Raw genomic sequence first — 25,646 nt, forward strand, 5'->3', positions numbered from 1 at the left:
AGCCGGGAGGAATGAATATGTTTGAGAAGCTGCAAAGCGCCGCTCCCGACGAAGCGGCTTATTTTTATTCCGGTTCGGCGGAGCAAGAAATCGGACGCGGCTGTATCGGCCATCTGCGCGGAGATTTCGGACGCTCGGGCGAAGAGTTTTGGGTGACCTGGTTTCCCCGGCGTTCTCCCTTTGAAACGACGGCCTTCAAGGAAGAATTGGGCAAGGTGTTTCAAGCCATCGGCGACCAGGACGTGCTGAAAAGCCGTCAGCAAATGCTTCGCTTTTGCAGCAAGCACCCGGAGACGCGCATCAATGGCGCATGGAGCACGGACGTATACGGCTTCCGCATGGAGACGCCCGAGCACCGCTACTTCCTTCGCTGCTTTCCCTTTGCCGGGGACTACAACTTCTACCTGTACTGCTACGCGCGCCCGGAGCGCGTGGCCGAGCAGCAGCGGCAAGCCCCTTCCGCGCCCGCCGCGCAGAAGAACAAGACGGAGCCGCAGCGATAGGAGGAGGACGCCATGAACGATCTGACGCGTTACCGGCTGCTGGCGGAAGCCTCGCTTCCTCCGGCGGCGAAACTGCTGTACAGCTATTTGCTCGATTTGGCGGGCGGACGAAACGGCACGGTGTGGCTGTCCTCCCGCCGTCTGGCATCCGAGGTCGGCCTCTCCACCTCAGCCATTCGCCGCAATCTGCATCGTCTGGAGCAGAGCGGACTCATTCATCGCACCTCCCGGTATTCCGAGGAGGGCATTCGGCTGACCAACAAAATTACGCTACTGTAAAGGGGGGTGCCCCTATGACAGCCAAGCTGCAGCGCATGGTCGAGCTGTCGGCCCGCACGGCGCATGCGCTGGCGAGCGATACCGAACGATGGGCCGATTTCCTTCGAACCGCCGCATGGAACTACAAGTATCCGTTTCAGGATCAGTTGCTGATCTACGCGCAGCGCCCCGACGCCACCGCCTGCGCTCCGATTGAGGTCTGGAACCGCAAGCTGAACCGCTGGGTCAAGCGCGGCGCGAAGGGCATCGCGCTGATTGAGGATCGGAGCAGCAGCCTGGGGCTGCGCCATGTGTTTGACGTTTCGGACACGCAAAGCCGCCAGTCGCACGCCGTGCCGCTTTGGCGCATGGAGGAGGCGGATACGGAGGCTGTACTGGAAACGCTGGAGAACGCCTTCGGCCACGAACGGGAGCCGGGCATGGAGCTGCCCGCCTCCTTGCTGGCCGCGGCGCGAAATGCGGTGGAGGATCACAGCGCCGATTATGTGCGGCTGCTGCTCGCCGAGCGCGACAACAGCCTGCTCGAAGAACTGGATGCCTCGCATGTCGAGCTGCTGTTCCGGGAAACCGCGCAGCATGCCGTCGCCTATATGGCGATGGCCCGTTGCGGTCAAGAGCCGTCCCATTATATCAATAGCGACGACCTGTCCAGTGTCGGATACTTCACTACCTTGCCCGCCCTTTCGCATTTGGGCGCGGCAATCAGCGATGTGGCGGAAACGATGCTGCGGGAAATCGAAACCACGGTGCGGGCCTTGCACCGGGACAGAGAACGTCCGCTTCCCCGCACCATTGCAACGCAGGAATCGATCCCGCACAATGAGGATAAACCACGCGAGAGGATGATCGAACATGGAACTGACGTACACGCAGAGCGGGGGATTACCTGCTGCCGGATCTGGCGCAGCCGGAGGCGATGAGCATCGGCAAATACGGCCTGCTGCGCAAGACGTTTCTGAAAACCGAGCGCAAGGGCACCTACGCCCACCTGATGCTCTCGGAGCAACTGCACCCGCATCTGACGGAGATCGACCGGACGACGAGGGTGCAGATCGAGTTGACCTTGGCCCAACTGCTGGAGCAGCACCCAGCACCGGACAAAGCGACCGACCCGCTGGGCTGGACGGGGCACCTGAACAGCCTGAAGCAGCAGGCGGAGGAGCTGATCCTGAGCGAACTGGTGTATCGCTAAGCTGGCGTGACCGGAGAACGGAGGACAATCGTCTTCCGTTTTTTCATGACACGGACAAGATCAACGACATGCTGCGAACTGCGCCGCTCTTGCAGAGCAAGGCGGAGATCGCAGCTTTTTTTTGATGGCAGCGACGAACGCACGTTGTATGTCAGGAGCCTGTTTCCTCCGGGACAGACGGAACTGGAACTGGAGCCGGACAACTGGATCGGCGTGGAGCCTTACCAGAATGTGCTGCATATGTGGACGGGCCGAGCGGATGACCGGACGGCGCAGAGCTTCTACGATTGGGGCGTGATCGTCGGCCATATCCACAGCATGCTGCTGCTAAATGAATGGGACCGGACGCAGCAGCCGGAGCCGTCCGCTCAGCAGCAAACGATGTGGCTGGAGGAAGCCGCGGAGGAACGAACCGCTGCCTTTGTCTGGCCACAGGCGGTGATTGATGCCGTCCTGCAAAACGGCAGCGGCGTGGAAAACGGCAAGCTGCGAATTGCCCTTCATTTTCAGCAATCGCTGTCGGCGCAGGACCATATCGAGTTTTTGAAACGGGAATACGGGACAGGCGGTCGAGCCCCCGCGTTGACCGGTACGCACATCCATGAGCATCACGACAGCAAGGGCATTACCTTGGAACGCGGGTTTCGAGCGGCCCAGGAAGACAAGCTGGTGCTGCCCTGGACGAAGGTGCAGAAACGGATCGGCGAGCTGCTGGCCGCAGGGCGGTATCTGAATCGTCGGGAAACGGAGCAGTTGCCCGCCTATGCCGAACAACTGGAGGAGCAACGCAGGCAACGCGAAGCCGAAATGCATGAACGGCGGCTTTCTTCGCCGGAGTCGCCGCCCGATGCCCCGCCGCGCGACCGGAAAAGCCTGCGCTATGCGTACGCCGAGGGCAGTTCGCTTTTCATCGGCGCGGATGAATATGAGATCGTGCAACTGGAGGCGCGCAAGGTATGGTTGCAGGATAAGCAGTTCCCGCTGTTCTCCAAGGAATTGAGCCGCGGGGAACTGGAACGCCTGCTACGCGACAATCCGCTGAACGACCATTTGCTGACAAACGAACCGCTATCCGAGGCAGAAGTAGCATTATGGGAAACCGAAGAGACGGAGGAGCGTGCGGAGGTACCGGAAGGGCTGGGAGAACCAGCAGAACCAGCAAAATCAGAGCAAACAACTTTGGTGCAAACGACAGAAAACGAATCGCCTGCTTCCAAGGCCGCTGCCCTTCCTCGCGAACCGACGCACAATTACAGTATTACGGATTATGCCTTGGGTCACGGAGGCACTAAAACAAAGTTCCGCCGCAACGTGGAGGCGATTCGGCTGCTCCAACAGTTGGAGCAGGACAACCGCCAAGCGAATACGGAGGAACAAGCAGTGCTGGCGCATTATGTGGGCTGGGGCGGCATTCCGCAGGCGTTCGATGACGCCAACGCCCAATGGACGAATGAATACGCCGAGCTGCAGGCGCTGCTCGACCCGGAGGAATACGCATCCGCCCGCGCTTCGACGTTGAACGCCCATTACACGTCGCCGACCGTCATCCGGGCGATGTATGAATGTCTGGAGCAGATGGGCTTCCGCAACGGCAACATTTTGGAGCCTTCCTGCGGGATTGGCAACTTCTTTGGATTGGTGCCGGAATCGTTTCAGGATTCGCGGCTGTTTGGCGTGGAATTGGACAGCTTGACCGGGCGCATCGCTAAGCAGCTTTACCCACAGGCGTCCATTGCGATCAGCGGATACGAGCGGACGAGTCTGCCGGACAGCTTCTTTGACCTTGCCATCGGCAATGTGCCGTTCGGCGGCTATGGCGTGGCGGACAAAAAATATGACAAGCACAAGCTTCTGATTCACGATTACTTTTTCGCCAAAACGCTCGACAAGGTGCGGCCCGGCGGCATTATCGCCTTCATTACCTCCAAGGGCACGATGGACAAGCAAAATCCGGCCGTGCGCCGGTACATCGCGGAACGGGCGGCACTTCTCGGCGCGGTTCGTCTGCCAAGCAATGCGTTTTTGGCCAATGCCGGAACGGAAGTGACCGCTGACATTCTCTTTTTGCAAAAGCGGGACCGCATGGTGACCGTCAGCGAGCAAAGCGAGCCGTGGCTGGCGCTGGCCGAGACGATGGACGGCGTGCCGATCAACGCCTACTTTGCCGCCCAACCGGATATGGTGCTGGGCACAATGGCATTTGATGATCGGATGTACGGCAATCGCGAGGAAACCACCTGCCGCCCGTACCCGGACGCGCCGCTTGACGAGTTGCTGCGCGAAGCGCTATCCAACATCCACGCCGAATGGGTGGAAGCGGAACGCGAGGAACAGCCGGAGGAAGAAGTCGCCTCGTTGCCGGCCGATCCGAACGTGCGCAATTTCAGCTTTGCTTTGGTTGAAGGTCGCATCTATTTTCGCGAGAACAGCCGCATGCACCCGGTGGAAACGTCGGCGACGGCGGCGGGACGCATCAAGGGCATGCTTCAGCTTCGGGACACCGTGCGCGAGCTGATCGAATACCAGACCGAGGACGGCAGCGAGGAAGCGATCCGCGAGCAGCAGCGCAAATTGAACGTGCAGTATGATCGCTTCGCAGCGCAGTACGGGCTGATAAACAGCCGCGCCAACAGTCTCGCCTTTTCGGACGATAGCTCTTATTTTCTGCTATGTTCGCTGGAAATTCTTGATGATGAAGGGCGCATGCTGCGGAAGGCGGACATGTTTACGAAGCGCACTATTCGACAACGGACGCAGGTCGAGCGCGTGGATACCGCCTCCGAAGCGCTGGCGGTGTCCATCGGTGTCAAAGCACGCGTCGATTTGCCCTATATGAGCGAACTGACCGGCATTCCCGAGGAAAAGCTGGTGCAGGACCTACGCGGCGTCATTTTCCCCAATCCTGAGCAAATGGATGAAAACGGCGAGCCGCTGTACGAAACGGCCGACGCGTATTTGTCCGGTCCTGTACGCGACAAGCTGCGTATCGTCAAGCAGCTCGCAGCCTACGATACCGAGCGGTATGCCGAAAATGTCAAGGCGCTGGAGGCGGTGCAGCCCCCGGATTTGACGGCTTCCGAGATCGATGTCCGGCTGGGGGCGACTTGGCTGCCTCCCGACGTGATTCGCGATTTCATGTTCGAACTGCTGGATACGCCGCCGATGTTCCGCCCTTCCATTCAAGTGCTATATTCCGACTATACGGCGGCATGGAACGTGCGCGGCAAGAGTGACGACCGGAGCAACAACATCAAGGCCAACGTCACCTACGGCACCGAACGGATTAATGGCTACAAAATTCTTGAGGATACACTCAATCTGCGGGATGTGCGCATTTTCGATACCGTGACCGAAAGCGGCGTGGAGAAGCGGGTGCTGAACCGGAAGGACACGGCCATTGCCCAGCAAAAGCAGGAGCTGATGAAGGAAGCGTTCGGCGAATGGATTTGGCGAGATCCGCAGCGCCGCGAACGATTGACACGCCTGTACAATGACCGGTTCAACGCCATTCTGCCGCGCGAATACGACGGGAGCCATATCCGCTTTACCGGGATGAACCCGGAAATCCGGCTCCGGCAGCATCAGGTGAACGCGGTCGCCCGCACGCTCTATGGCGGCAACGCGCTCTTTGCCCATTGCGTCGGTGCGGGCAAAACGTTTGCGATGACCGCTGCGGCGATGGAGAGCAAGCATTTGGGCTTGTGCAACAAAAGCATGTTTGTCGTCCCGAACCACTTGATTGAGCAGTGGGCCGCCGAGTTTTTGCAGCTTTATCCGTCGGCGAATGTGCTGGTAACGACGAAAAAGGACTTTGAGACAAAAAATCGCAAAACGTTTTGCGCTCGCATTGCCACTGGTGACTATGATGCGATCATTATCGGGCATTCGCAGTTCGAGAAGATTCCGATTTCAATGGAGCGCCAGCGGCAGCAGCTCGCAGAACAGATTTACGAAATCACCGGCGGCATTCGCGAGTTAAAGGAAGCCAAGGGAGAGCGCTACGCGATCAAGCAACTGGAGAAGACGAAGAAGACGCTGCAGATCAAGCTGGAAAAGCTGACCGACACAAGCCGCAAGGACGATGTGGTGACATTCGAGGAACTGGGCGTAGACCGGCTGTTTGTGGATGAGGCGGATTCGTATAAGAACCTGTTCCTGTACACCAAAATGCGCAACGTGGCCGGGCTGTCGCAAACCGAAGCGCAGAAGTCTTCGGACATGTTCATGAAGTGCCGGTATCTGGACGAGTTTACCGAAGGACGCGGCATCATCTTTGCCACCGGGACGCCGATCTCGAACTCGATCACGGAAATGTATACGATGCAACGTTATTTGCAGTACGCGAGCTTGCAGAAGCAGGGCTTGCAGCATTTTGACGCGTGGGCATCGACCTTTGGCGAAACCGTCACGGCCATTGAACTGGCTCCGGCAGGGACGGGATATCAGGCGAAAACACGCTTTGCGCGCTTTTACAACCTGCCGGAGCTGATGAATATGTTCAAGGAAGTGGCCGACATCCAAACGGCCGACATGCTCCAGCTTCCGGTGCCGAAGGCGCATTTCCATAACGTCGCGGTGCCGCCAAGCGAGTTTCAGCGGGAGATGGTCGCCGATCTCGCCCGCCGCGCGGAGCAGGTTCGGGCTAAAGCGGTCGAACCGCACGAGGACAACATGCTGCTCATTACCAACGACGGGCGCAAGCTGGCGCTTGATCAACGGCTGACCAATCCGCTGTTGCCGGACGACGAGGGCAGCAAGATCAGTGCCTGCGCGGATAACATTTATCGGCATTGGCAGGAAGGTAAGGAGCAGCGGCTCACGCAACTGGTTTTCTGTGATTTGTCTACGCCCAAGGCGGATGGCACCTTCAACGTCTATGATGAGATCAAACGCAAATTGATGGAGAAGGGCGTTCCGGAGGCGGAGATCGTCTACATTCACGACGCCAATTCGGACGCGCAGAAAAAGGAGCTGTTTGGCAAGGTGCGAACCGGACAGGTTCGCATCCTGCTGGGATCGACGTTCAAAATGGGGGCCGGTACGAATGTGCAAACGAAGCTGGTTGCCATTCATGACCTTGACTGTCCCTGGCGACCGCGCGATTTGGAGCAACGGTTAGGTCGTGTGATCCGCCAGGGCAACCAGAACAGCGAAGCTCACATTTACCGGTATGTCACAGAGAATACGTTCGATGCGTACCTGTATCAAACGCTCGAAAACAAGCAGCGCTTTATCTCGCAGATTATGACGAGCAAGTCGCCGGTTCGTTCCGCTGAAGACATTGACGAAGCGGCGCTTTCCTATGCCGAGGTGAAGGCGCTGGCGACTGGCAATCCGTATATCAAAGAAAAGATGGATTTGGACATTCAGGTTTCCAAGCTCAAGCTGCTCAAGGCCAACCATCTGAGCCAGCGGTATGCGTTGGAGGACAGGCTGCTCAAGCTGCTGCCGCAGCAGATCAAGTCCACGGAGGAACGGATAGCCGGGTACGAGCAGGATGTGGCCTTGTATGGCCGTCAGGGCGGCGCGAAGGAAAGCGGTGAGGAAGCTGCCTTTGCCGGGATGAGGGTCAAGGAATTTATGTACAAGGAACGCGCATCGGCTGGGTCGGCGCTGCTCGATGCCTGCAAGGGAATGACCTCTCCCGATCCGCAGGAGATCGGCCATTACCAGGGCTTTTCGCTGTGGCTTTCGTTCGACAGCTTCAACAAGGAATACAAGGCGACGCTGCGCGGCGCCTTGGGTCATACAGTATCTTTGGGAGCCGATGCAGCGGGAAACCTGACGAGACTGAACAATGCGCTTGTTGCGCTGCCGGAGAAGCTTGCCTACAGCCAGGACCAGCTTGTCACGCTTCGGAAGCAGATAGAAACGGCGAAGGCGGAAATTGCAACACCCTTCAAGCAGGAGGAGGAGCTGCAAGCCAAGTCGGCACGGCTTGCCGAGCTGAACGCGCTGCTGAATATGGATAAGCGGGAAAACGAGACGATTGATTCCGGCATGGCGGAGGATGAGCCGGAGCAGCCGGAGCGCAGAAGAACGTATGAACCTGAACGCTGAGATTTCTTGACGAACGCTCGCTTGATTGCAGGTTCGCGCGCTCCGTCCCGATCGGGTATGTTTGTGTTAGGGAGGGAGGAGCGCGCATGGAGCAAGGGGTCTGGAAACGATTGGAGCAAGAATACGACGAGTTGGACAATGAAGTCGTTCGGCGATTGCGAAGCGAAGCGGCCTACAAGATATGGGTGCAGCGCCGAGTGGACATTCAGATGGAGCATCCGTTTATCAAAGGCATGATGGACGGTGATGCCGGTATTTTTCCAAGCGATGAGGACTATCAGGCATGGCTGGAGGTTCGCAAGACGCTGGATGAAACCGAGCGAATGGAGCGAATGGCGTTCTATTGGCAGGGACACGCGGACTGTTATGCGTACTGAAAAAAATGGGGGGCCTTATAGCCGTCGAAATGAATAAGTCCGAAACCGACAAGTCTGTTGCCGTCCGCAGCAGGCTTTATTGTTGTGGAATAAAGATGTTGACGGAAGGAGCGAGTCGATGGCCTATGTGAGCAAAGAGCAGATTGAACGTGCAAAGCAATGGGATTTGCTGACGTACCTTCAATATTTCGAGCCCTACGAATTGGTGCGCTGTTCGCGGAATGCTTACACGACGCGCACTCACGGCAGCTTGAAAATATCCAACGGAAAATGGTTCTGGTGGTCCCGCAGATTTGGCGGACGCTCGGCCTTGGATTATTTTATCAAGGTGCGAGGCATGACGTTCCCCGAAGCTGTGCTGCATATTGACGAGCAGGCTGCGGCGTCTTCCCCCCGAACTGCAATCCGATTTACAGGCGAACCCCTCCGCTCAATTCAAGCTTCCCGAGCCTTATGAGGATGCCAAGCGGGTCATGGCCTATTTACGAAAGCGCGGGATCGCCCATGACATTGTTGAGGCTTGCATACTGTCAGGTTGCTTGTATGAGAGCCGAAATTATCACAATGCGGTATTTGTCGGTTTCGATGAACAGCACACTCCCCGCTACGCCGCCATTCGCGGAACGACGAGCACTCGCTATATGGGGGGAGGTGCGGGGCAGCGATAAGCGGTATGCCTTTTCGCTTCCGGCAAACGGCGACAATACCGAGCTGCATTTGTTTGAAAGCGCCATTGACCTGCTGTCGTACTGTACGTTGGCGCAGCTCCAGGGAAAGGATTGGAGGCAAGTTCATCTCTTGTCGCTTGCCGGGATACACGGCCCCGCAGCGGATAAGGACGAGTCTGCGATTCCAGTTGCTCTCCTATCCTATTTGAATTGCTATCCACAAATCCAGCGGCTGGCGCTTCATTTGGACAATGATGAGCCGGGGAGATTAGCGGCGGCGATGATTCAGCAACAACTTGGTCAGACATACTCGACGGTGAATGCGCCGCCTGCGAGGAAAGATGTGAACGACGACTTGATGGTGTATAGAAAGCAACGCGAGGCTGCCTCTCGTTAGGGCGTCCGTACAGTGGCCTGTGATTTCCTTGCAAGCCATAATGAGAAGGTAACCACTTTCAGGAGATCGGAGGTTTGCGGATGAAACCGACGGAGAGCTACGAGCAGGGTGAGCCGTGTCTGGATGAGGGAAAGATTGTCCAAGCACTTTTGGAGGCAGAGGAGCAAGCGCTGAGCGACAAGATGCGATATGACCATCATCAGGTCATGAGTGAACTGCGTAACCAGTTCAATCTGAAGGTACTTTGAGATGGTTGTGGTCGGTTTGAATTGAATCATGCTTCCACGAAGACGCTGTTCGCACGGCGTCTTTTTTGTGTGCCCGCATCCCTCCTCTTTTTCCCGGCGGGTGCCCAGATGGCAATTTCGGACGCTGTCCGAAATTGCAGCAAGCACTGAATTTGGCTGGCCGCCAAATTCGCTTGTTAGGGGCAATGCCCCTAAGACCCCTGCGTTTGCGCAGCAGTTGGCTTTAGAACAAACGCTATTCGCGACGAGTCGATTTTTGAGCAGCAGTATTTTTCAGAAAAGGAGTGCTTCAATTGCGAGCGAGAAGAATTAAGATTATGGTTCGTTTGAATGAGCAAGAACAAAAGCGTTTGGTTCAGCAAGTGAAACAAACGGGCCTTTCTCAAGAAGCCTACCTCCGCTCTCTGATTAACGGATATATTCCCAAATCATTGCCGCCCATGGATTACTACACCATGTTGCGTGAACTGCATGCCATCGGCAATAACATGAACCAGCTTGCGGCAAAAGCTCATACGACCGGTCATCCGGACCGCAACGCCTTCCAGCGTGAAGCGGAGGATTTGCGGCAGGCCATTCAACAGATACAAGAAGCGGTAACTGCGCCGGAGCCGCAACAAACGCCTCCGTGAGCATGGAGAACAAGTGATGGCGACAACCGCGATATGGGATGTGAGCGACCGTCTAAAGCGCGTGTTGAACTACGCTGTCAATCCGGAAAAAACGGATCAGAGGCGTATGGAAGCGGATGGTTTGCGACAGACGCTTGCGTACACCGGCTCGCATGCGAAAACGGAGCGACAGCTTTATGTGCGAGGCATCAACTGCGACCCCATTACCGCGCATGAGCAAATGCAGAGCACCAAGCGGCAATTCCAGAAAACAGGCGGCATTGTCGCTTTTCATGGCTATCAATCCTTTGCGCCGGGGGAAACAACACCGGAGCAGGCACATGACATTGGCGTGAGGCTGGCGCAGGCGCTTTGGGGAGATCGGTTTGAAGTGGTCGTCGCCACCCATTTGGATAAGGATCATTTGCATAATCATTTCGTGCTCAATTCCGTCTCCTTCATGGACGGCAAACGCTACTACGACAATAAGGCATCCTATGCGCGGATGCGGCAAACCTCCGATCAACTATGCCGGGAGTATGCCTTATCCGTCATTGAGCAGCCGGAGCGCGGGAAAAGCAAGCAGTATGGGGAATGGCGGGCCGATCAGGAAAACAAGCCGACCTGGCGCGGCACCGTTCGCGAGGATGTAGATGCTGCCGTGGTCGGGGCAAGGACGATGAGCCAATTTTATGCGGCCTTACAAGCGAAGGGCTACGACATCAAGGCTCATGTCAAGCATTTGGCCGTTCGTCCGCCGGGCAAAACGAGATTTGTCCGTTTGCGCAGTTTAGGTGCGTCCTACACCGAGGAAGCGATCAAGCAACGTATTTTGGACAGCGCCTTATCGAAGCGCCTGCCGCTTCCGCGGCGAAAGCGTGCCGTACTGCTTCCGGGCAAACACCCGGCGAAGCGGCGCAAATTATCCGGTCTTCAAGCGTTGTATGTTCGTTATCTGTATGTTTTGGGCATTTTGCCCCGCCACCGTTCGTCCCCAAGACGAACGTTTTTTTTATTGGCGTGCCCAGAGGCACGCATCTTCTAGCCGGTGAAAGTCCGGTCGCGGGGAGGGGCCAAGCCCCCGCGTAGCTAGGATACTTGCGTATGGCGAAATCTGTGCGTAAAAGCGTATCGACAAAAGTACCTGTCGGAGACAGGGCGAGCAACATGCCAGGCCGTAACATCAAGTGAATCCTGCCGCGTCGTCAAAAAGGCCTCGCAAGAGGGAAAAGGGGAAGCCGAGTCTCGCTTAAATAGACGAAGGCCATGGAAGCTGTTTGGAACTTGGAGCAACAGCGATGAATCCTCCGGCGTAGAGGGATCGGCATGGCATGCAAGAAGATGCAGTGAACTGGGGAGGCCCTCCCCCTGCACGGAACGAGACGGTCCGTAGCGAGGTGCTCTATAAGCCAGAAGGTGAAGTGAGCCATCTGCAGGAAGGGAGTCCGAGGGGCGAAAAGTACCGATGAACGCAGGACAACACAACCTGCGGGAGGGAAGGCGCCCTGCTTTGTTCAAGCTTCTTGAGGGAGGTACGAGTGAGTGAATGCCATATGGCTAACGACACCGAAGGAAAAAGTTCAACAACTCCAAGAGAAGCTAGGTCATGCCGCCAAGATGAGCAAGAGCAGAAAGTTCCATGCACTGTATGACAAGGTCCACCGAATGGATGTGTTACAGGAGGCGTGGCGTAGAGTACGGGCCAATAAAGGAGCGGCAGGCATCGACGGAGAGACGCTTGCGGATATCGCGAAGATGGGCGAAGACCGATTACTAGCGGAATGCCAAGAACGTCTCCTAAAGAAGACCTACCATCCCCAACCCGTGCGCCGTCATTACATTCCGAAGAAAGATGGGCGTAAGCGTCCGCTCGGCATCCCGACGGTAAGAGACCGCGTCGTGCAGATGGCAACCAAACTCATACTGGAGCCGATCTTCGAAGCCGATTTTCAGGAAAGCTCATTTGGATTCCGGCCGAAGCGCAGCGCGAAGCAAGCGCTGGAGCGAATTCGCAAAGCCTGCAACCGCAAAGGGAATTGGGTGGTCGACGTCGACATCCAAGGCTACTTCGACAACATCAACCAAGAGAAACTGATGAAGCTGGTGGCAATGCGCGTCAGCGACAGAAGGATTCTCAAGCTGATCCGCGGGTGGCTCGGAGCAGGCGTGATGGAGGAAGGAACCGTGAGACGTTCTGACCTGGGAACCCCCCAAGGCGGGGTCATTTCTCCGCTGCTGGCGAACATCTACCTGAACTACGTCGACCGATTGTGGGAGAAGCATGGTTATGAAGTTGGAGAACTGACGCGGTATGCAGATGATCTCGTCGTGGTGTGCAAGACAAGGAAAGACGCGCTTCATGCCTATAAGCTTATTCAAGCGATCATGGAGCGGCTGGAACTGACGATGCACCCGGAGAAGACGCGAATCGTGGGGCTATGGACAGGGGAGGAAGGATTCGACTTCCTCGGCATGCACCACCGGAAGACGAAGGCCGAAACGAGCCAGAACCGTGTATACTACACGACCCAGCAATGGCTGTGCCCAAAAGCAGAGAACCATATTCGGGAAGTGGTGAAGGAACGGCTTGCACCGCCAAGAATGCGGCACCTCTCGTTCCAAGAGCACGTGGAGTGGCTCAACCTGAGAATACAAGGCTGGAAGAACTACTATGCCACGCCATACAGCTCCAAATGGATGACCAAGTTAGACTGGTACATCCGCATGCGGCTGACAAAGTGGTATGCAAAGAAGCGCCAACGCAAACGCTGGCGCAGTTCCGGGTATGAAGTAAAGCGGTTCAGCCAAATGTATGGACTTAAGACGCTGTTGTAAATCGCATGCGCATGAATGACGAACATCGGAAAGCCGTATGAGGGAAAACCTCACGTACGGTTTGATGAGGAGGGGCTGGGCTCCGCCCAGTCCTTTACTCTAGCGGGAAGATCTGCATCACTTGTCACGAATCATCGAACAAACTAGGCTGCTTTGCCGACAGCATATTGCCAGCCGGGAGCAATTGCTGGTCTATCAGCAGAAGTTGGAAATCGATGTGCAGCGCATCTCCAGCGACCGCAAAGTCATCTACAATAAACTTCGCCGTTGCCGACAACCGGAGCAGATCGAAGCTTACCGAGAACAAATTGCCGTTCATTCCCGTCAACTGGCGCAGCTTCGAAAGGAGGTGAGGCTTTGCGCGGGCATTTTGGCGCGCTCTGAGACGATCAAGGACAAGCTGCAGCATCGTGAAGAAACATTTGGCAAGGAGGTAGAAGCCCATGAGCGGAAACGAGGCGGCCGATCAGGTCGTCAGCATGAGCCTGCGCGGCATTGAAGTGATGGCAAAAATATCCGGCGAAGGCGCAAAGCATCTGGCGGTCTATTTGTACGCAGTGCTGCAGGGGCAAAAGCAGACGCGCGGCCGAACGCGGCTGGAGAATTTGCTCCGCAGCGGGAAGGAATTGAAGGTATTTGCCGTTCGGAATGAGGATTTGCCTACCTTTTGCAAGGAAGCGAAGCGCTATGGCGTCTTGTATTGCGCCTTGCGGGACAAAAAGAACGTGGACGGTCTGTGCGATGTGATGGTTCGCGCCGAGGATGCCTCCAAGATCAACCGCATCGTGGAGCGCTTCCGGTTGGCTACGGTGGATACCGCCAGCATCAAGCATGAAATTGAACAAGCCCGTCAGGAGAAGCAACCGGACAGTATGGACGTGGAACGAACGAGGGAAACGGCAGAGCATCTTGAGCCGGAAGCGGAGGAGACAGCGGCTCCCGAAACGCCGATCAGCGAGGATTTTTTTGGACGAGCTGCTGGGAAAGCCCGAACGGCTGGAGGAGGCGGAGCCGAAAAACGAAGTGCTGGAAGACGAACAGCCGGTACACGAGGAGGAACCGCTGGCCGAAGCAGTGGAACCGGAGCGGCCCCAGCCGCCCCGCCAACCCGAGAACCGGAACCAAGCGGAACCCCTCTCTCCGTCCGCGCCTACCTCCGCGCGCAGCGGGGCATCCGAAAAGATCCCTGAACAACCGCAGCCGAAGGTATCCGTGCGGCAGTTGCTGCGCGAAATTCGGGAGGAGAACCGCGCGGCGGAAAAGCTGCGGCAGCAACGGCAGCAAGAACGGGAGCCGGACTTGCCGAAACGAAAGGATCGGGGCCGGGCAAGCGGGGCCGTTACCGCTCAGGCCGAGCCGCCGAAGCGCAGCAGTCGAAAGCGAGGGAAAACCAAATGAGCGAGTGGGACGATTTATTCCGACAGGAACCGCATTCGGAGACGGACACTCCGCAAAACCAACCCTTCGACAAAGAGGCTTGGGTGCAGAAAAAGCAGGAGCTTCGCCAATGGACCTACGACACGATTGATGCGACAACCGAGACCGTTTCGCAAACCGGCGAACAGCTTCAACACTATTTGGATGTGCAAAGCCGCTTTGGCCGGTACAGTGTTTCCAATGCGCTGCTCATTTTGGCACAGCGGCCGGAAGCTACGCGGATTGCCGATTTTGAGGGCTGGAAGGCGATGGGCTTCCACATTCGCCGCAAAGAAACCGGCTTTTATATTTTGGAGCCGGGTGAGGAGTACAAGCGGGAGGACGGCAGCACAGCAGTAAGCTATAACCCGAAAAAGATGTTTGACGTTGCCCAGGTGATCGGCGAGAAACCGGAGCGGCCGGCGCAGCCGGACGAACGCACCCGGATCAAGGCGCTCATGCATCGGTCTCCCGTTCCGATTCAGATGGGCGACGCTTTGCCTGCGGATATGCATGCGCTCTATCAGCCGGATGTTCGCCAAATTATCATTCGCCGCGGGCTGTCGGCCGGTGAGATTTTCCGCGCGCTTGCGCAGGAATTGGCGCATGCGGAAATGGATACGGGCAAGACGGATTACAGCCGCTCGGAGCGTCACGTTCAGGCCCATAGCGTGGCCTATATACTGAGCAAGCAGTTTGGCGTGGAGACCAGCGGCTTCCGTTTTAACCGAGCCGTCGAAAGACTCAAAGGATTGGAGCCTCAACAGATTCGCACGGAGTTGGCGGTTATTCGGGACACCGCACACACGATGAACAGCCGGATGTTCCACGTGCTGGGTCAAATGCGGTATCAGCAGCCGAGTCGAAACGATACGGCTCGTTGACGTGACTCGTCAGGCAGACGACCTTTACCAAGATGCGGGAGGAAGGACGATGAGAGAGGACGAGCGCATACTTTGTTTGAATCACTATGAGCACGGTATTGTCATCAACGCACTGAACAATCTGCGCAACGGCTTGATCGGGGAACGGCGGCCGACCGATGCCGTGGACGAGCTGCTGCTGAAGACCATTGATGCCCCCCATCAAAAGATAAAGCGCAGGAGCCAGCATGCAGCCCGCTAAAACCGTGACGAGTCAGCTTGTACTCGTGGCGGTTTTTTTATTGCCGGTGATCTGGCTGGCGCTGCAAGCCGCCCCTGCGCTATCGGACGGCTTGCCGGCCCTACTCTTGCAGCTCAGCGCGGCGGTGGAGCATCCCTTCCGCATTCGCTGGGTTTCGGATACGCCGCGCAGCCTGCTGCTCTTTACGTTGGCCTATGCCATGAGCATCGGCGTGTATGTGTCCTCGCTGCGCAACTATCGCAGGCGCGAGGAGCATGGCAGCGCCCGCTGGGGCAAAGCGAGGCAAATCAATGCCAAATATCGCAGCAAGCAGCCGGAGCAAAACAAAATCCTGACGCAGCACGTTCGGATTGGCCTGGACGGCCGCAAGCACCGCCGAAATGTGAACGTGCTGGTGGTCGGCGGCTCGGGGGCCGGGAAAACGCGCTTTTATGCCAAGCCGAATGTCATGCAAGGCCATACCTCACTGGTCGTTCTCGATCCGAAGGGCGAGATATTGCGGGATACCGGCAGCTTGCTTCGCTCGGAAGGGTACGCCATCAAGGTGCTGGATCTCATCAATCCGCAGCTTTCGCACGGCTACAATGCGTTTGCCTATTTGAAGGACGATAAAGACGTGCTCAGGCTGGTTACCAATCTCATTCGCAATACGACGCCGAAGGGCAGCAACACGAACGATCCGTTTTGGGAGCGCTCCGAAACGGCGCTGCTGGAGGCGCTTGTGCTGTATCTGCTCTACGAAGCGCCGCCGGAGGAGCAGAATTTCCCGATGGTCATGGAGATGATTGCGGCTGCTGAGGTGCGCGAAGAGGACGAAACGTATCAAAGTCCGCTGGATGAGCTGTTCGAACGGCTGGCTATGCGCGACCAAGAGCACCTGGCCGTCAAGCAGTACAACATTTTCAAGCTCGCGGCGGGCAAAACAGCAAAGTCGATTCTGATTGGTCTGGGCGTGCGGCTGGAAAAGTTTAATCTGCCGACCATCGCCGGCATGAGCGTGGTGGATGAGCTGGATTTGTCCGTCATGGGCACGAAAAAGACGGCGCTGTTTGCCGTCATTCCCGACAACGACAGCAGCTTTAATTTTATTGTCGGCATGCTTTACACGCAGTTGTTTCAGTGTCTGATGTACGAAGCGGATTACCGGCATGGGGGGGCGCTTGCCCGTTCATGTACATTTTGTGATGGATGAGTTTGCGAACGTTGCGCTGCCTACCGAGTTTGACAAGCTGCTCTCGACGATGCGAAGTCGCGAAATATCCGTGTCGATCATCCTGCAAAATTTGGCCCAGCTCAAGGCGCTGTACAAGGATGAGTGGGAATCGATTGTTGGCAACTGCGACCTGTTCCTGTATCTGGGCGGCAATGAGCAATCCACCCACAAATATGTGTCGGAGCTGCTCGGCAAGGAGACGCTCGATACGAATACGTACGGACTCAGCAAAGGCCGCAGCGGCAGTTATTCGATCAATTACCAGCAGACGGGCCGGGAGCTGCTGATGCCGGACGAGGTGCGGCTGCTGGACAATCGTTATGCCATTTTGTTTATTCGCGGCGAGCGGCCGGTGCTGGACGGGAAGTACGATGTGCTGGGCCATCCTCATGTGGCGCTGACGACGGATGGCGCCGGTGAGGCTTACCGTCACGGCGGCACGGAGCACGAGTTGGATTGGCGGTCCGTGGTGCTGCACGAGGAAGGCGACTATGAATTGTTGTCCGAACGTGAGCTGGAGGAGCAATTCCTACAAGGAGATGATGGGCATTGAAGCGTAAAACGCAATGGTTGCTGACCTTCGGCATGCTGCTCATGCTGGGTGTGGCAGGGGCTTCGACGGCCTATGCCGAGGGAGATCCGATGGAGACGGTCAACAACTTCTCTAATTTCATTTTTGGACTGATCCGGGCGGTCGGCATGATTATTTTGGGCTTCGGCATCGTCCAAATCGGCCTGTCGCTCAAGTCCCACGATCCGTCCCAACGGGCTAATGGATTTTTAACCTTGGCTGGCGGCGTCATTATTACGTTTACGAAGGAAATCCTGGCCTTGATTGCCGGTTGAGGCTGATTACCGGAGGGGAGTGCATCTCCCCTCCGTTTCAAAGGGTGAAGCCATGTCGAAGAACAGTTGGATCGAGGACAATCTGGAAAATGCGCTGAACACCTGGAACGAGAAGATGAATGAGATTTGGCAGCTTGTCACGCAGTCGCCCGAAGCGTTTAAGGGCGGCACCATCTGGCGTGTTGTCACAGATATTCACGGCGCCCTGCAGGCAACGGGTCTGGCCCTTCTGGTGCTGTTTTTCGTGGTCGGCGTGATGAAAACGGCGGGGGAATTTTGCCGAGCTGAAACGACCGGAGCTGGCGGTTAAGCTGTTTATCCGCTTCATCCTCGCCAAAGCGATTGTGACCTACGGCTTGGAATTGATGATAGGGTTGTTCAAGATCACGCAAGGCATTATTTCTACGATTATGGGGCACTCGGGCTTCGGAGCGATGGAGTCGATTTCCTTGCCGGGGACGATAGCCCAGGCGATTGAGGATGTCGGGTTTTGGGAGAGCATCCCGCTCTGGATTGTGACGCTGCTCGGCAGTCTGTTCATTACCGTTCTGTCCTTCATTATGATTCTTTCAGTCTATGGGCGTTTCTTCCGAATCTATCTGTATACGGCCATCGCGCCTGTTCCCTTGTCGTCCTTCGCCGGAGAGCCAAGCCAACGGATTGGCACCTCCTTCCTGAAAGGGTATGCAGCCGCCTGCATGGAAGGAGCCATTATCATCCTCGCTTGCATCATTTACGCAGCCTTCGCCGAAGCGCCGCCCGCGGTTGCGGAGGGCACCGGAGCCGTGACGATGATTTGGACCTACATTGGCGAGCTGATCTTTAATATGCTCGTACTGGTGGGAACCGTTAAAATGGCAGATCGCGTGGTTCGGGAAATGATGGGCTTGTAGGTTTTTCATTTGCAATTTGTGCGCTCCCCCCTTCTGCTTGACTATACGTAGCTTCTTCATTTCGATATTTGATTTGCAGGTTTGACATATAGAAAGATCGCAAGTACCATTTATGTATATTTGTTGCTGATTCGTGTCGGCTCTCCGAGAGGAGGTCAAATCCATGAACAAGCTGGAACGAGAGCTGGAAGAAGAACTGGAATCGCAACGAAAGAGGTTGAACGAGCTGGGGCGGCAACTGGCGCAGCAAGCCATTCCGCTGGCCGATCATCGGGAGATGCAGGCGCTCAGTCAGAAGGTCGATGAACTGGTGGTTCGTTGTCAACGACTGAAGCAGCAACGGAAAAGGCTGGAACGATAGGCCTGGTCGTGAGGGGGGAGCGCATATGGAATTTCCGCCATGGTTTCGGAAAGTAATTCAACAGAGAGTGGATAAGGCGGCCGCGCAGGCGGAGCATCATTCCGATTTGAAGCAAATCAAGATGGAGGAGGAGCGGGCTTTCCGGGCGCTGTTTGCCGGAATCGACACCGAGCGGATGGCCGAATTTTCGGAGTGGGAGGATCGGCACGGCTTAAAGCAAGCCCTCATCAATGAGAAGATTTATTTGAGCGGCATGCAGGAGGGCATCCAGCTTGCCGTGGCGCTGCTCTATCCGTCGCTTTGGCGGGACGGGAAGGAACCGCCGGGTGTATGATTTCGGCCAGCCACAGCCCCTTCTCCGGGAGGGATGACCATGGAAGTGAAAATTAACCGGGAAATCCGGGCCTATACGGAAAGCTTGTTCTTCGGACTATCCTTGCGGCAGTTCTTTTTTTCTGTCCTCGCGGTAGGAGCGGCGATTGGTCTGTACTTTGGACTGCGCAGCCATCTTGGCGTCGAAACGGTAAGCTGGCTGTGCGTTCTGGGAGCCGCCCCTTGCGCCGCGCTGGGCTTCATTCAGCACCACGGGATGACCGCCGAGCAATGGCTTTGGGCGTATATCAAGTCGGAGTTCCTGATGCCGAGGCGGCTTGTCTTTCATCCCAAGAACAGCTACTATGAAGCGCTGCGAGGGAAGCTGCGGCAGCGCGGCTTGGAGGAGACGCGATGATCAAAACGCTAAAGCGCATCATCAGTCAGGACAAGGAACGGTTTCTCGTTCCCAAAGGCGTTCAACAAACGATCCCGATCCGGGCCATCTGGCCGGACGGGATTTTTTTTGGTTGGCACGAAATTTTCCAAGTCGTTTCGCTTTGAAGACATTAATTATGCCGTCGCTTCCCGTGAAGACAAGGAAGCGATGTTCCTTGCGTACGGCGAGCTGCTCAATTCGTTGGACAGTGGAGCGACCACGAAAATCACAATCAATAATCGTCGCTTGAATCGGGCGGATTTGGCCGACTCGATTCTCATTCCGTTGAGGGACGATGGGCTGGACCCCTGACCGGGAAGAGTACAATCGCATGCTGCTGGATAAAGCGACAGGCTCCAACGATACGTATCAGGAAAAATACATCACCGTGTCTGTCGCGAAAAAGAGCATTGAGGAGGCGCGCCAGTACTTTGCCCGTATCGGCGCTGATTTGGCGGGGCATTTTTCGCGGCTGGGCTCGAAGTGCCTGGAGCTGAATGCGACGGATCGTTTGCGCAGGCTCCATGATTTTTACCGCGTTGGCGAGGAAGCCGGTTTCCATTTCGATTTGTCGGAGACGATGCGAAAGGGACACGACTTCAAGGACTATATCTGTCCGGATACGCTGGAGTTTACGCGGGATCATTTTCGGATGGGCGACCATTATGGCCGGGTTATTTTTTTACGGGAGTACGCCAGCTACATCAAGGACAGCATGGTAGCCGAGCTTTGCGACCTGAACCGGAATTTGCTGCTGTCTCTCGATGTCATTCCAATCCCGACGGACGAAGCGGTGCGCGAGGTGGAAAACCGGCTGCTCGGCGTGGAGACAAACATTACGAACTGGCAGCGACGGCAAAATAAAAACAACAACTTCTCGGCGGTTGTGCCCTACAATATGGAGCAGCAGCGGAAGGAAAGCAAGGAATTTCTGGACGATTTGACCACACGCGATCAGCGGATGATGTTCGGGCTGCTTACGATGGTGCATGTAGCGGACAGCAAGGAGCAGCTTGACCATGACACCGAAGCGCTGCTTACCACGGCCCGCAAGCATCTGTGCCAGCTTGCGCCGCTCACGTTTCAACAAATGGATGGTCTGAATACGGTGCTTCCCTATGGGGTACGCAAGGTACACGCCCTTCGCACGCTGACGACCGAAAGCACGGCGGTCTTTATCCCGTTCCGCGCACAGGAGGTCATGCATCCGGGAGGAATTTATCAAGGGCAGAATGTCATCAGCAAAAATGTGATCTTCGCCAACCGCAAGCAGCTTCTGAACGGCAACAGCTTTATTCTGGGAGTTCCCGGTGCCGGCAAAAGCTTTACGGCGAAACGCGAAATCGTCAATCAGGTGCTGGCGAGCGACGATGACGTGATCCTGATCGACCCGGAGCGGGAGTATTCGGCTTTGGTGAAGGCGCTCGGCGGCGAAACGATCCATATCTCGGCCACCTCGTCCAATCATATCAATGCGATGGATATGAATCGGCAGTATGGAGATGGGGCGAATCCGATCATCTTGAAATCCGAGTTTGTGTTGTCCTTGTGTGAGCAGTTGATGGGCGGGTTTCAGCTTGGGGCCAAGGAGAAATCGCTGATCGACCGATGCACCGCCAGCGTCTATCGCAGCTTTTTGCAGAGTAACTATCGGGGCGAGCCGCCGACGCTGCAGGACTTTCATGCGGAGTTGCTGAAGCAGGCGGAGCCGGAGGCGCAGGAGATTGCGCTGGCCATTGAATTGTTTACCTCCGGCAGTCTTAATACCTTTGCCAAGCCCACCAATGTGAACGTGCATAACCGGCTGATCTGCTACGATATTCTGGACTTGGGCAAGCAACTGCTTCCGATTGGCATGCTGGTCGTGCTGGACAACATTCTGAACCGGATTACGCAGAACCGGGTAAAGGGCAAAAGCACCTTTATCTTCATTGATGAAATTTATTTGTTGTTCCAGCACGAATACAGCGCCAACTTTCTGTACGCACTGTGGAAGCGCGTCCGAAAGTATGGCGCTTTTTTGCACGGGCATTACGCAAAACGTGGATGATCTGCTGCAAAGCCATACCGCAAGGACGATGCTGGCCAACAGCGAGTTTATTGTAATGCTCAATCAGTCCAGCACGGACCGAAAGGAGCTGGCGGAGCTGCTCAACATTTCGGATTTGCAGCTCTCCTACATCACCAATGTGGACGCCGGGAACGGTCTTATGAAGATTGGAAGCTCCTTGGTTCCATTCTCCGATCAATTCCCGCGGGATACGATGCTGTACAAGTTGATGACGACGAAGCCGGGCGAATAAATAAAAGCAAGGGAGCGGCTGGAATCCAGGCCGCTCCCCCGTCTATACCGTACCTTAGCTGCTCTCATCCTCCGTCAGCAGCGCTTTCAGGATACGATGGGCTTGCCGCTGCTTGGCCTCGTCCTGCTGCAAGAGCAGCAGGACGCTTTCCCAGATCCAGCGATTCTCCTGCAAGCTGCCCGCCTGATCGCCAAATAAATCATGAACCGACATATGTAAACCGGAAGCTATCTTTTCAATCGTTTGCAATTTGACATTGATTTCGCCGCGTTCGATTTGAGCCAGATAACTGCCAGCCATGCCAATCAGCTCGCCCAGCTTGTCCTGCGTCAGATTTTGCGCCATCCGATGCAGGCGTATCTTGGCTCCAACAGATTGTGCAAAGGTAACCATAACGACACCACAACCTCTCTTCTATAAAGTGTAGAGTACACCTCAAGAAGGGGGGAGAGTCTTAAAACTATATTTGAATCATAAAATTATAGCTCAGAAATACAAAAGTTATAATCCTCCATGGGCTAAACAAGCACATACGATATGTTTGGATCTCCTTTGTTAACTATCGCTCTGGCTTTACTATCTATGGTTTTGCAAAGGCCATAGAGGAGGGGGAAATTGTTTTTCGCTTTTTTTGGACATACCGATTGTAGGAAGGATTATTTTTTTTATTTTTGGGGTGTCTACCCTCCTGCTATCCATGTATTCAGAGAGTCGGTATCGTAAAAACAACAAATTGTAGCATGTTTAAGAAATAACAAGATGGGAGGAACGGTGGCATTACGCCAGCGTTCCTCCCATCTTATATGGAAGAGATTGTTTTTGAGTCCATTAGCCAAATAGCGTATGGCGGGCTGCATTTCGAATCTTTTTCCGCAAGCGATAGATTCGTGTCGTGACCGCCGATTCCGATACATTGTACTTTTGGCTGAGCGCGCGCACCGAGAGGTGGCGTTTGAAATAATCAACATAAAATTCGCTTTCTTTGAGATTTAACTGCTGCAAGACATGATGGGCCAAATTGTCAATGTCCGCCGTTCCCATTAAGACTTCACATATCTCATCCTGGTGGTTTGCTGTTAAGCGTTTAGTCTGTTCATCGCTCAGGGTTACCTCGTGCTTTTGCTCTCGATAAAGCTTACGGTACATGGCATTCACCTGATTCCTAGAGGTGACATAGAGCCATCCCGCAATGTTAGGATGATTTCGCAATTTAGAAAGGTTCGCTTGAACCTGCAAAAACGTATTTTGTACGCATTCCTCCACCAGAGTGATAGAACGCCCTCTCATTAGCTTTTTACAATAATGGTAAATCCGTTGAGAATATGCATTGAAAATCTCCTCAAAAAAAGGCCTCGTTGCTTATCTCGAACTGCATGGCAAACGCCCCTCCTTTACTGGTACAACCAATAGCTTATTGAGTTGGACAAAACGACCAGAACAAATTGAAGGTTATCCTCAATATCCCCTCTTCGTCTAGTAAGTCTATTGAACGAGTGATTAATAGCCATAAAAGACTAACTGCGTTCAATATTTTACCATTCTTCGCCATTTGTCGATCTAGCTCCAAAGATGGAATTTGTTAAAAGATATTGGGTCTTATTTCTTATTGAATAGTGATTTTATCCTAGTTCTCCTTTCTCTCATTCGAAGTCAACGACATTTTTTGTCATTCATGTGATCTTGCGGTTTTGTAGCATCAACTCTTATAGGAGGACAATTGATTCTGGTTTACCCACTAGAGCCTCGCTTTAGTCCTAAGAGGCAGTAGTTGGGCGGACACTTATGCGAAATATTGCTAGTACATCAAACTCATCTTGGTCAGTACTTGGACAACTCGGGACCTGCTAACCAGCGGTGCTGCCTGGAGGTCAGGAGCTGATGCGATTTGCGGTGTCATCGAATAGATTGCACGATGGTTTTCGTTTCGTGTTTAGTCCCTGAAGCTAAACCCAATGGTGCTTTTATTTTTATAAAAAAACAACAGGAGATCTTGCCAGAATATTGCGCTCTTGATGTACAGGGCGTTCTGGGGCAAGGTCTTTTTTTTTGTTTATGCAAAAGGGAAAGGCGGGCGGATGGGCAGTTCAGGCTGCCGCTCCCCTCCTTCCTTCTGTTCTGGTTGCACAAAAAAAACCAAAACGGAAGGAGAAGCCTATGAAAATAAAAGTAAATTTGCGAGAAATTTATCCGTATTACCGAACTGATATTTGGGTGGAGGTAGAGGAGGAAGTCGTGAGTGAAATGAGACAATTTGAGTTAGCTGAAAACGCATACATCCTGAGGAGTTATCGAAATCGGGCCTACTTCTCTCTGGATCGGGAAGACGGAATTGAACAAGGAGCGCAGGACAGCTCAATTTCACCGGAAGATTTGATCATGCAAAAAGCTTCCGACGAAGAATTGTACGCTGCACTTTGTCAATTGCCGGACAAATGGGCTCGACGCATCTACGCTCATTATGTGTTGGGTCTGAGTAAGGTAGCGATAGCTCGGACGGAAAAGATGGATGAGAGTACGGTGCGAAAATCCATTAAGAGGGGGGATCAGGCAATTGGCACGGTTCTTAAAGGCGGAGTTGGAATTGTAGATTCTGCAATTGGTTGTGCATATGTCCGAGATAAGTTGTTGACATGTTGGTCAAGCTTTGATACTAAATTCGCTTTATATTAAAGAGGTCATCCTGCATAGTTCAAAGGACTTCCCGATGGACGGTACGCGGGTAAGGGAGTAAAGAAAGGACAAGCTGTCGCAAACCACGACTTTTGAAATGACTTGGAGGAGCAGTTCCTATGAAAAGAATGAGATCCTTCAGCCGAGGGCTGCGCTTACGAGCATTGGTCATTCCTTTGTTCGTGGCCTCGTTTGTTGTTTACGTTATCTGGTGTGCGAGCCCATTCGGGAGCGAGCCGGTTAAGTAGGAATGCCTACAGCGCCCCTATCAAGTGTTCAGCTCACGGATTCGCTTCCACAAGAGACGCCGGAGGAGATGTCCAAAGCCCCGGCGTTTCCTCCGGTTCAATATGAATCCGCCTGGCCGGTACAAACGGTTCTTTCCGAACAAGGGTATCCGGTAAACAGCTGTGTTCCCGAAGAACTGCTCACGCATGCCGCGACGCTGAAGACGAGCGACGGGAAGTACCTGTACACGCTTGTGCTGGGGAGCGGCTCCGACGGCGTATTGCTTGCGCATGAGCAAGGGTATAGCATATGCTCCTTCCTCGATATGGGCAAGGAGCTGGCTGAGCAAGGTTACTGGTCGTGCTTCCTGAATATCGGGCTCATGGAGCCTCGTAGCAGTCCAAGAATACGGATTCTACTATTGAGATTGACGCCGAAGCCGCGCTCAAGGAGCTGGAGCGTCAAGGCGCAAAGTGCGTTTTTCTGGCCGGCGCTTTTTTGCGGAGGGACGACTGCCATCATTTCGGGAGTCCGGCAAGCATTGCCCATTCAGCGGCTTCTGATTCTGTCTTCGCCTTGCGCAATGCTGTCCCAAGCTGGATGCCGTTCCAAGCGTAAAAGGAAATAAAAGCGCCCTCTCTGTTTGTCGTATCTCTGGGATATATGCTGG

32 protein-coding genes are annotated in these 25,646 nt (G+C 54.9%); 30 read left to right on the top strand and 2 right to left on the bottom strand.

Annotation, left to right across the window (positions count from 1 at the left end; genetic code table 11):
• Window positions 1–17 precede the first annotated feature (17 nt).
• The 28 genes from OMP40_RS13855 (at window position 18) to OMP40_RS43125 (ending at window position 22,078) form a co-directional block, all read left to right on the top strand.
• Window positions 18–503, top strand: a complete 486-nt coding sequence (locus OMP40_RS13855; protein WP_277532061.1) for a hypothetical protein — start codon at window positions 18–20, stop codon at window positions 501–503.
• Window positions 504–515: 12 nt separating this feature from the next.
• Window positions 516–782 (top strand): helix-turn-helix domain-containing protein, encoded by a 267-nt coding sequence (locus tag OMP40_RS13860; protein ID WP_277532063.1) that lies wholly within the window; start codon window positions 516–518, stop codon window positions 780–782.
• A gap of 14 nt (window positions 783–796) precedes the next feature.
• Window positions 797–1,702: a hypothetical protein gene (locus OMP40_RS13865; protein ID WP_277532065.1), complete on the top strand. Its 906-nt coding sequence runs from the start codon at window positions 797–799 to the stop codon at window positions 1,700–1,702.
• Window positions 1,699–1,974 (top strand): TnpV protein, encoded by a 276-nt coding sequence (locus OMP40_RS13870; RefSeq protein ID WP_277532067.1) that lies wholly within the window; start codon window positions 1,699–1,701, stop codon window positions 1,972–1,974. The genes OMP40_RS13865 and OMP40_RS13870 overlap by 4 nt, the downstream gene beginning before the upstream one ends.
• A gap of 144 nt (window positions 1,975–2,118) precedes the next feature.
• The gene (locus tag OMP40_RS13875; RefSeq protein ID WP_277532069.1) at window positions 2,119–8,034 is read left to right on the top strand and encodes a helicase-related protein; all 5,916 of its coding nucleotides are present in this window, start codon (window positions 2,119–2,121) and stop codon (window positions 8,032–8,034) included.
• Window positions 8,035–8,120: 86 nt separating this feature from the next.
• On the top strand, window positions 8,121–8,411 hold the full coding sequence (locus tag OMP40_RS13880) for a hypothetical protein (protein WP_277532071.1): 291 nt from the start codon (window positions 8,121–8,123) through the stop codon (window positions 8,409–8,411).
• Between the two features lie 118 nt (window positions 8,412–8,529).
• The gene (locus tag OMP40_RS13885; RefSeq protein ID WP_277532072.1) at window positions 8,530–8,868 is read left to right on the top strand and encodes a hypothetical protein; all 339 of its coding nucleotides are present in this window, start codon (window positions 8,530–8,532) and stop codon (window positions 8,866–8,868) included.
• Window positions 8,869–8,884: 16 nt separating this feature from the next.
• Window positions 8,885–9,079: a DUF3991 domain-containing protein gene (locus OMP40_RS13890; protein ID WP_277532073.1), complete on the top strand. Its 195-nt coding sequence runs from the start codon at window positions 8,885–8,887 to the stop codon at window positions 9,077–9,079.
• Window positions 9,063–9,476, top strand: coding sequence for a toprim domain-containing protein (locus OMP40_RS13895; protein WP_277532075.1), 414 nt, complete (start codon window positions 9,063–9,065; stop codon window positions 9,474–9,476). Before OMP40_RS13890 ends, OMP40_RS13895 begins: the two co-directional genes overlap by 17 nt.
• Before the next feature lie 80 nt (window positions 9,477–9,556).
• Window positions 9,557–9,724, top strand: a complete 168-nt coding sequence (locus OMP40_RS13900; protein WP_277532077.1) for a hypothetical protein — start codon at window positions 9,557–9,559, stop codon at window positions 9,722–9,724.
• Window positions 9,725–10,008: 284 nt separating this feature from the next.
• Window positions 10,009–10,356, top strand: a complete 348-nt coding sequence (locus OMP40_RS13905; RefSeq protein ID WP_420871930.1) for a plasmid mobilization protein — start codon at window positions 10,009–10,011, stop codon at window positions 10,354–10,356.
• A gap of 16 nt (window positions 10,357–10,372) precedes the next feature.
• The gene (locus OMP40_RS13910; protein WP_277532080.1) at window positions 10,373–11,380 is read left to right on the top strand and encodes a relaxase/mobilization nuclease domain-containing protein; all 1,008 of its coding nucleotides are present in this window, start codon (window positions 10,373–10,375) and stop codon (window positions 11,378–11,380) included.
• A 497-nt stretch (window positions 11,381–11,877) separates the two neighbouring features.
• The gene (ltrA, locus tag OMP40_RS13915; protein WP_277532082.1) at window positions 11,878–13,170 is read left to right on the top strand and encodes a group II intron reverse transcriptase/maturase; all 1,293 of its coding nucleotides are present in this window, start codon (window positions 11,878–11,880) and stop codon (window positions 13,168–13,170) included.
• A gap of 121 nt (window positions 13,171–13,291) precedes the next feature.
• Entirely contained in the window at window positions 13,292–13,669 is a 378-nt protein-coding gene (locus tag OMP40_RS13920; RefSeq protein WP_277532084.1) for a hypothetical protein, read from the top strand.
• Window positions 13,614–14,360, top strand: coding sequence for a PcfB family protein (locus OMP40_RS13925; RefSeq protein WP_277532086.1), 747 nt, complete (start codon window positions 13,614–13,616; stop codon window positions 14,358–14,360). The genes OMP40_RS13920 and OMP40_RS13925 overlap by 56 nt, the downstream gene beginning before the upstream one ends.
• Before the next feature lie 204 nt (window positions 14,361–14,564).
• Complete coding sequence (locus tag OMP40_RS13930; protein WP_277532088.1) at window positions 14,565–15,470, top strand: hypothetical protein; 906 nt, start codon at window positions 14,565–14,567, stop codon at window positions 15,468–15,470.
• Between the two features lie 49 nt (window positions 15,471–15,519).
• Complete coding sequence (locus OMP40_RS13935; protein WP_277532090.1) at window positions 15,520–15,711, top strand: hypothetical protein; 192 nt, start codon at window positions 15,520–15,522, stop codon at window positions 15,709–15,711.
• Entirely contained in the window at window positions 15,698–16,903 is a 1,206-nt protein-coding gene (locus tag OMP40_RS13940) for a VirD4-like conjugal transfer protein, CD1115 family (protein WP_277532092.1), read from the top strand. The genes OMP40_RS13935 and OMP40_RS13940 overlap by 14 nt, the downstream gene beginning before the upstream one ends.
• Window positions 16,896–17,477: a type IV secretory system conjugative DNA transfer family protein gene (locus OMP40_RS43110; protein WP_277533178.1), complete on the top strand. Its 582-nt coding sequence runs from the start codon at window positions 16,896–16,898 to the stop codon at window positions 17,475–17,477. Before OMP40_RS13940 ends, OMP40_RS43110 begins: the two co-directional genes overlap by 8 nt.
• Entirely contained in the window at window positions 17,474–17,770 is a 297-nt protein-coding gene (locus OMP40_RS13950) for a glutamyl-tRNA amidotransferase (RefSeq protein WP_459076913.1), read from the top strand. The genes OMP40_RS43110 and OMP40_RS13950 overlap by 4 nt, the downstream gene beginning before the upstream one ends.
• A gap of 52 nt (window positions 17,771–17,822) precedes the next feature.
• Window positions 17,823–18,080 (top strand): hypothetical protein, encoded by a 258-nt coding sequence (locus OMP40_RS43115; RefSeq protein WP_277532095.1) that lies wholly within the window; start codon window positions 17,823–17,825, stop codon window positions 18,078–18,080.
• Between the two features lie 34 nt (window positions 18,081–18,114).
• Entirely contained in the window at window positions 18,115–18,663 is a 549-nt protein-coding gene (locus tag OMP40_RS13960) for a hypothetical protein (RefSeq protein WP_277532097.1), read from the top strand.
• A 163-nt stretch (window positions 18,664–18,826) separates the two neighbouring features.
• A complete protein-coding gene (locus OMP40_RS13965) occupies window positions 18,827–19,024 on the top strand; it encodes an aspartyl-phosphate phosphatase Spo0E family protein (RefSeq protein WP_277532099.1) in 198 nt (65 codons plus the stop codon).
• Window positions 19,025–19,049: 25 nt separating this feature from the next.
• Entirely contained in the window at window positions 19,050–19,358 is a 309-nt protein-coding gene (locus OMP40_RS13970; protein ID WP_277532101.1) for a hypothetical protein, read from the top strand.
• A gap of 39 nt (window positions 19,359–19,397) precedes the next feature.
• Entirely contained in the window at window positions 19,398–19,754 is a 357-nt protein-coding gene (locus OMP40_RS13975) for a PrgI family protein (RefSeq protein WP_277532102.1), read from the top strand.
• Window positions 19,751–19,900 (top strand): hypothetical protein, encoded by a 150-nt coding sequence (locus OMP40_RS43120; RefSeq protein WP_459076914.1) that lies wholly within the window; start codon window positions 19,751–19,753, stop codon window positions 19,898–19,900. Before OMP40_RS13975 ends, OMP40_RS43120 begins: the two co-directional genes overlap by 4 nt.
• A 206-nt stretch (window positions 19,901–20,106) precedes the next feature.
• Window positions 20,107–21,825, top strand: coding sequence for a VirB4-like conjugal transfer ATPase, CD1110 family (locus OMP40_RS13980; protein ID WP_459076915.1), 1,719 nt, complete (start codon window positions 20,107–20,109; stop codon window positions 21,823–21,825).
• Window positions 21,818–22,078, top strand: coding sequence for a hypothetical protein (locus OMP40_RS43125; protein ID WP_459076916.1), 261 nt, complete (start codon window positions 21,818–21,820; stop codon window positions 22,076–22,078). Before OMP40_RS13980 ends, OMP40_RS43125 begins: the two co-directional genes overlap by 8 nt.
• A 54-nt stretch (window positions 22,079–22,132) precedes the next feature.
• Here OMP40_RS43125 and OMP40_RS13985 read toward each other — a convergent pair whose 3' ends face one another.
• Together OMP40_RS13985 and OMP40_RS13990 are read right to left on the bottom strand one after the other, a co-directional pair.
• Entirely contained in the window at window positions 22,133–22,471 is a 339-nt protein-coding gene (locus tag OMP40_RS13985; RefSeq protein WP_277532103.1) for a helix-turn-helix domain-containing protein, read from the bottom strand.
• 435 nt (window positions 22,472–22,906) lie between these two features.
• On the bottom strand, window positions 22,907–23,413 hold the full coding sequence (locus OMP40_RS13990) for an RNA polymerase sigma factor (protein WP_277533182.1): 507 nt from the start codon (window positions 23,411–23,413) through the stop codon (window positions 22,907–22,909).
• A gap of 711 nt (window positions 23,414–24,124) precedes the next feature.
• Between OMP40_RS13990 and OMP40_RS13995 the strand changes: the two genes are divergently transcribed.
• Both OMP40_RS13995 and OMP40_RS14000 read left to right on the top strand, forming a co-directional pair.
• A complete protein-coding gene (locus OMP40_RS13995) occupies window positions 24,125–24,748 on the top strand; it encodes a hypothetical protein (RefSeq protein ID WP_277532105.1) in 624 nt (207 codons plus the stop codon).
• 316 nt (window positions 24,749–25,064) lie between these two features.
• Complete coding sequence (locus OMP40_RS14000) at window positions 25,065–25,604, top strand: hypothetical protein (RefSeq protein WP_277532106.1); 540 nt, start codon at window positions 25,065–25,067, stop codon at window positions 25,602–25,604.
• Window positions 25,605–25,646: the final 42 nt, after the last annotated feature.

The organism is Cohnella rhizosphaerae, from assembly GCF_029525575.1.
Lineage (GTDB): Bacteria > Bacillota > Bacilli > Paenibacillales > Paenibacillaceae > Cohnella > Cohnella rhizosphaerae.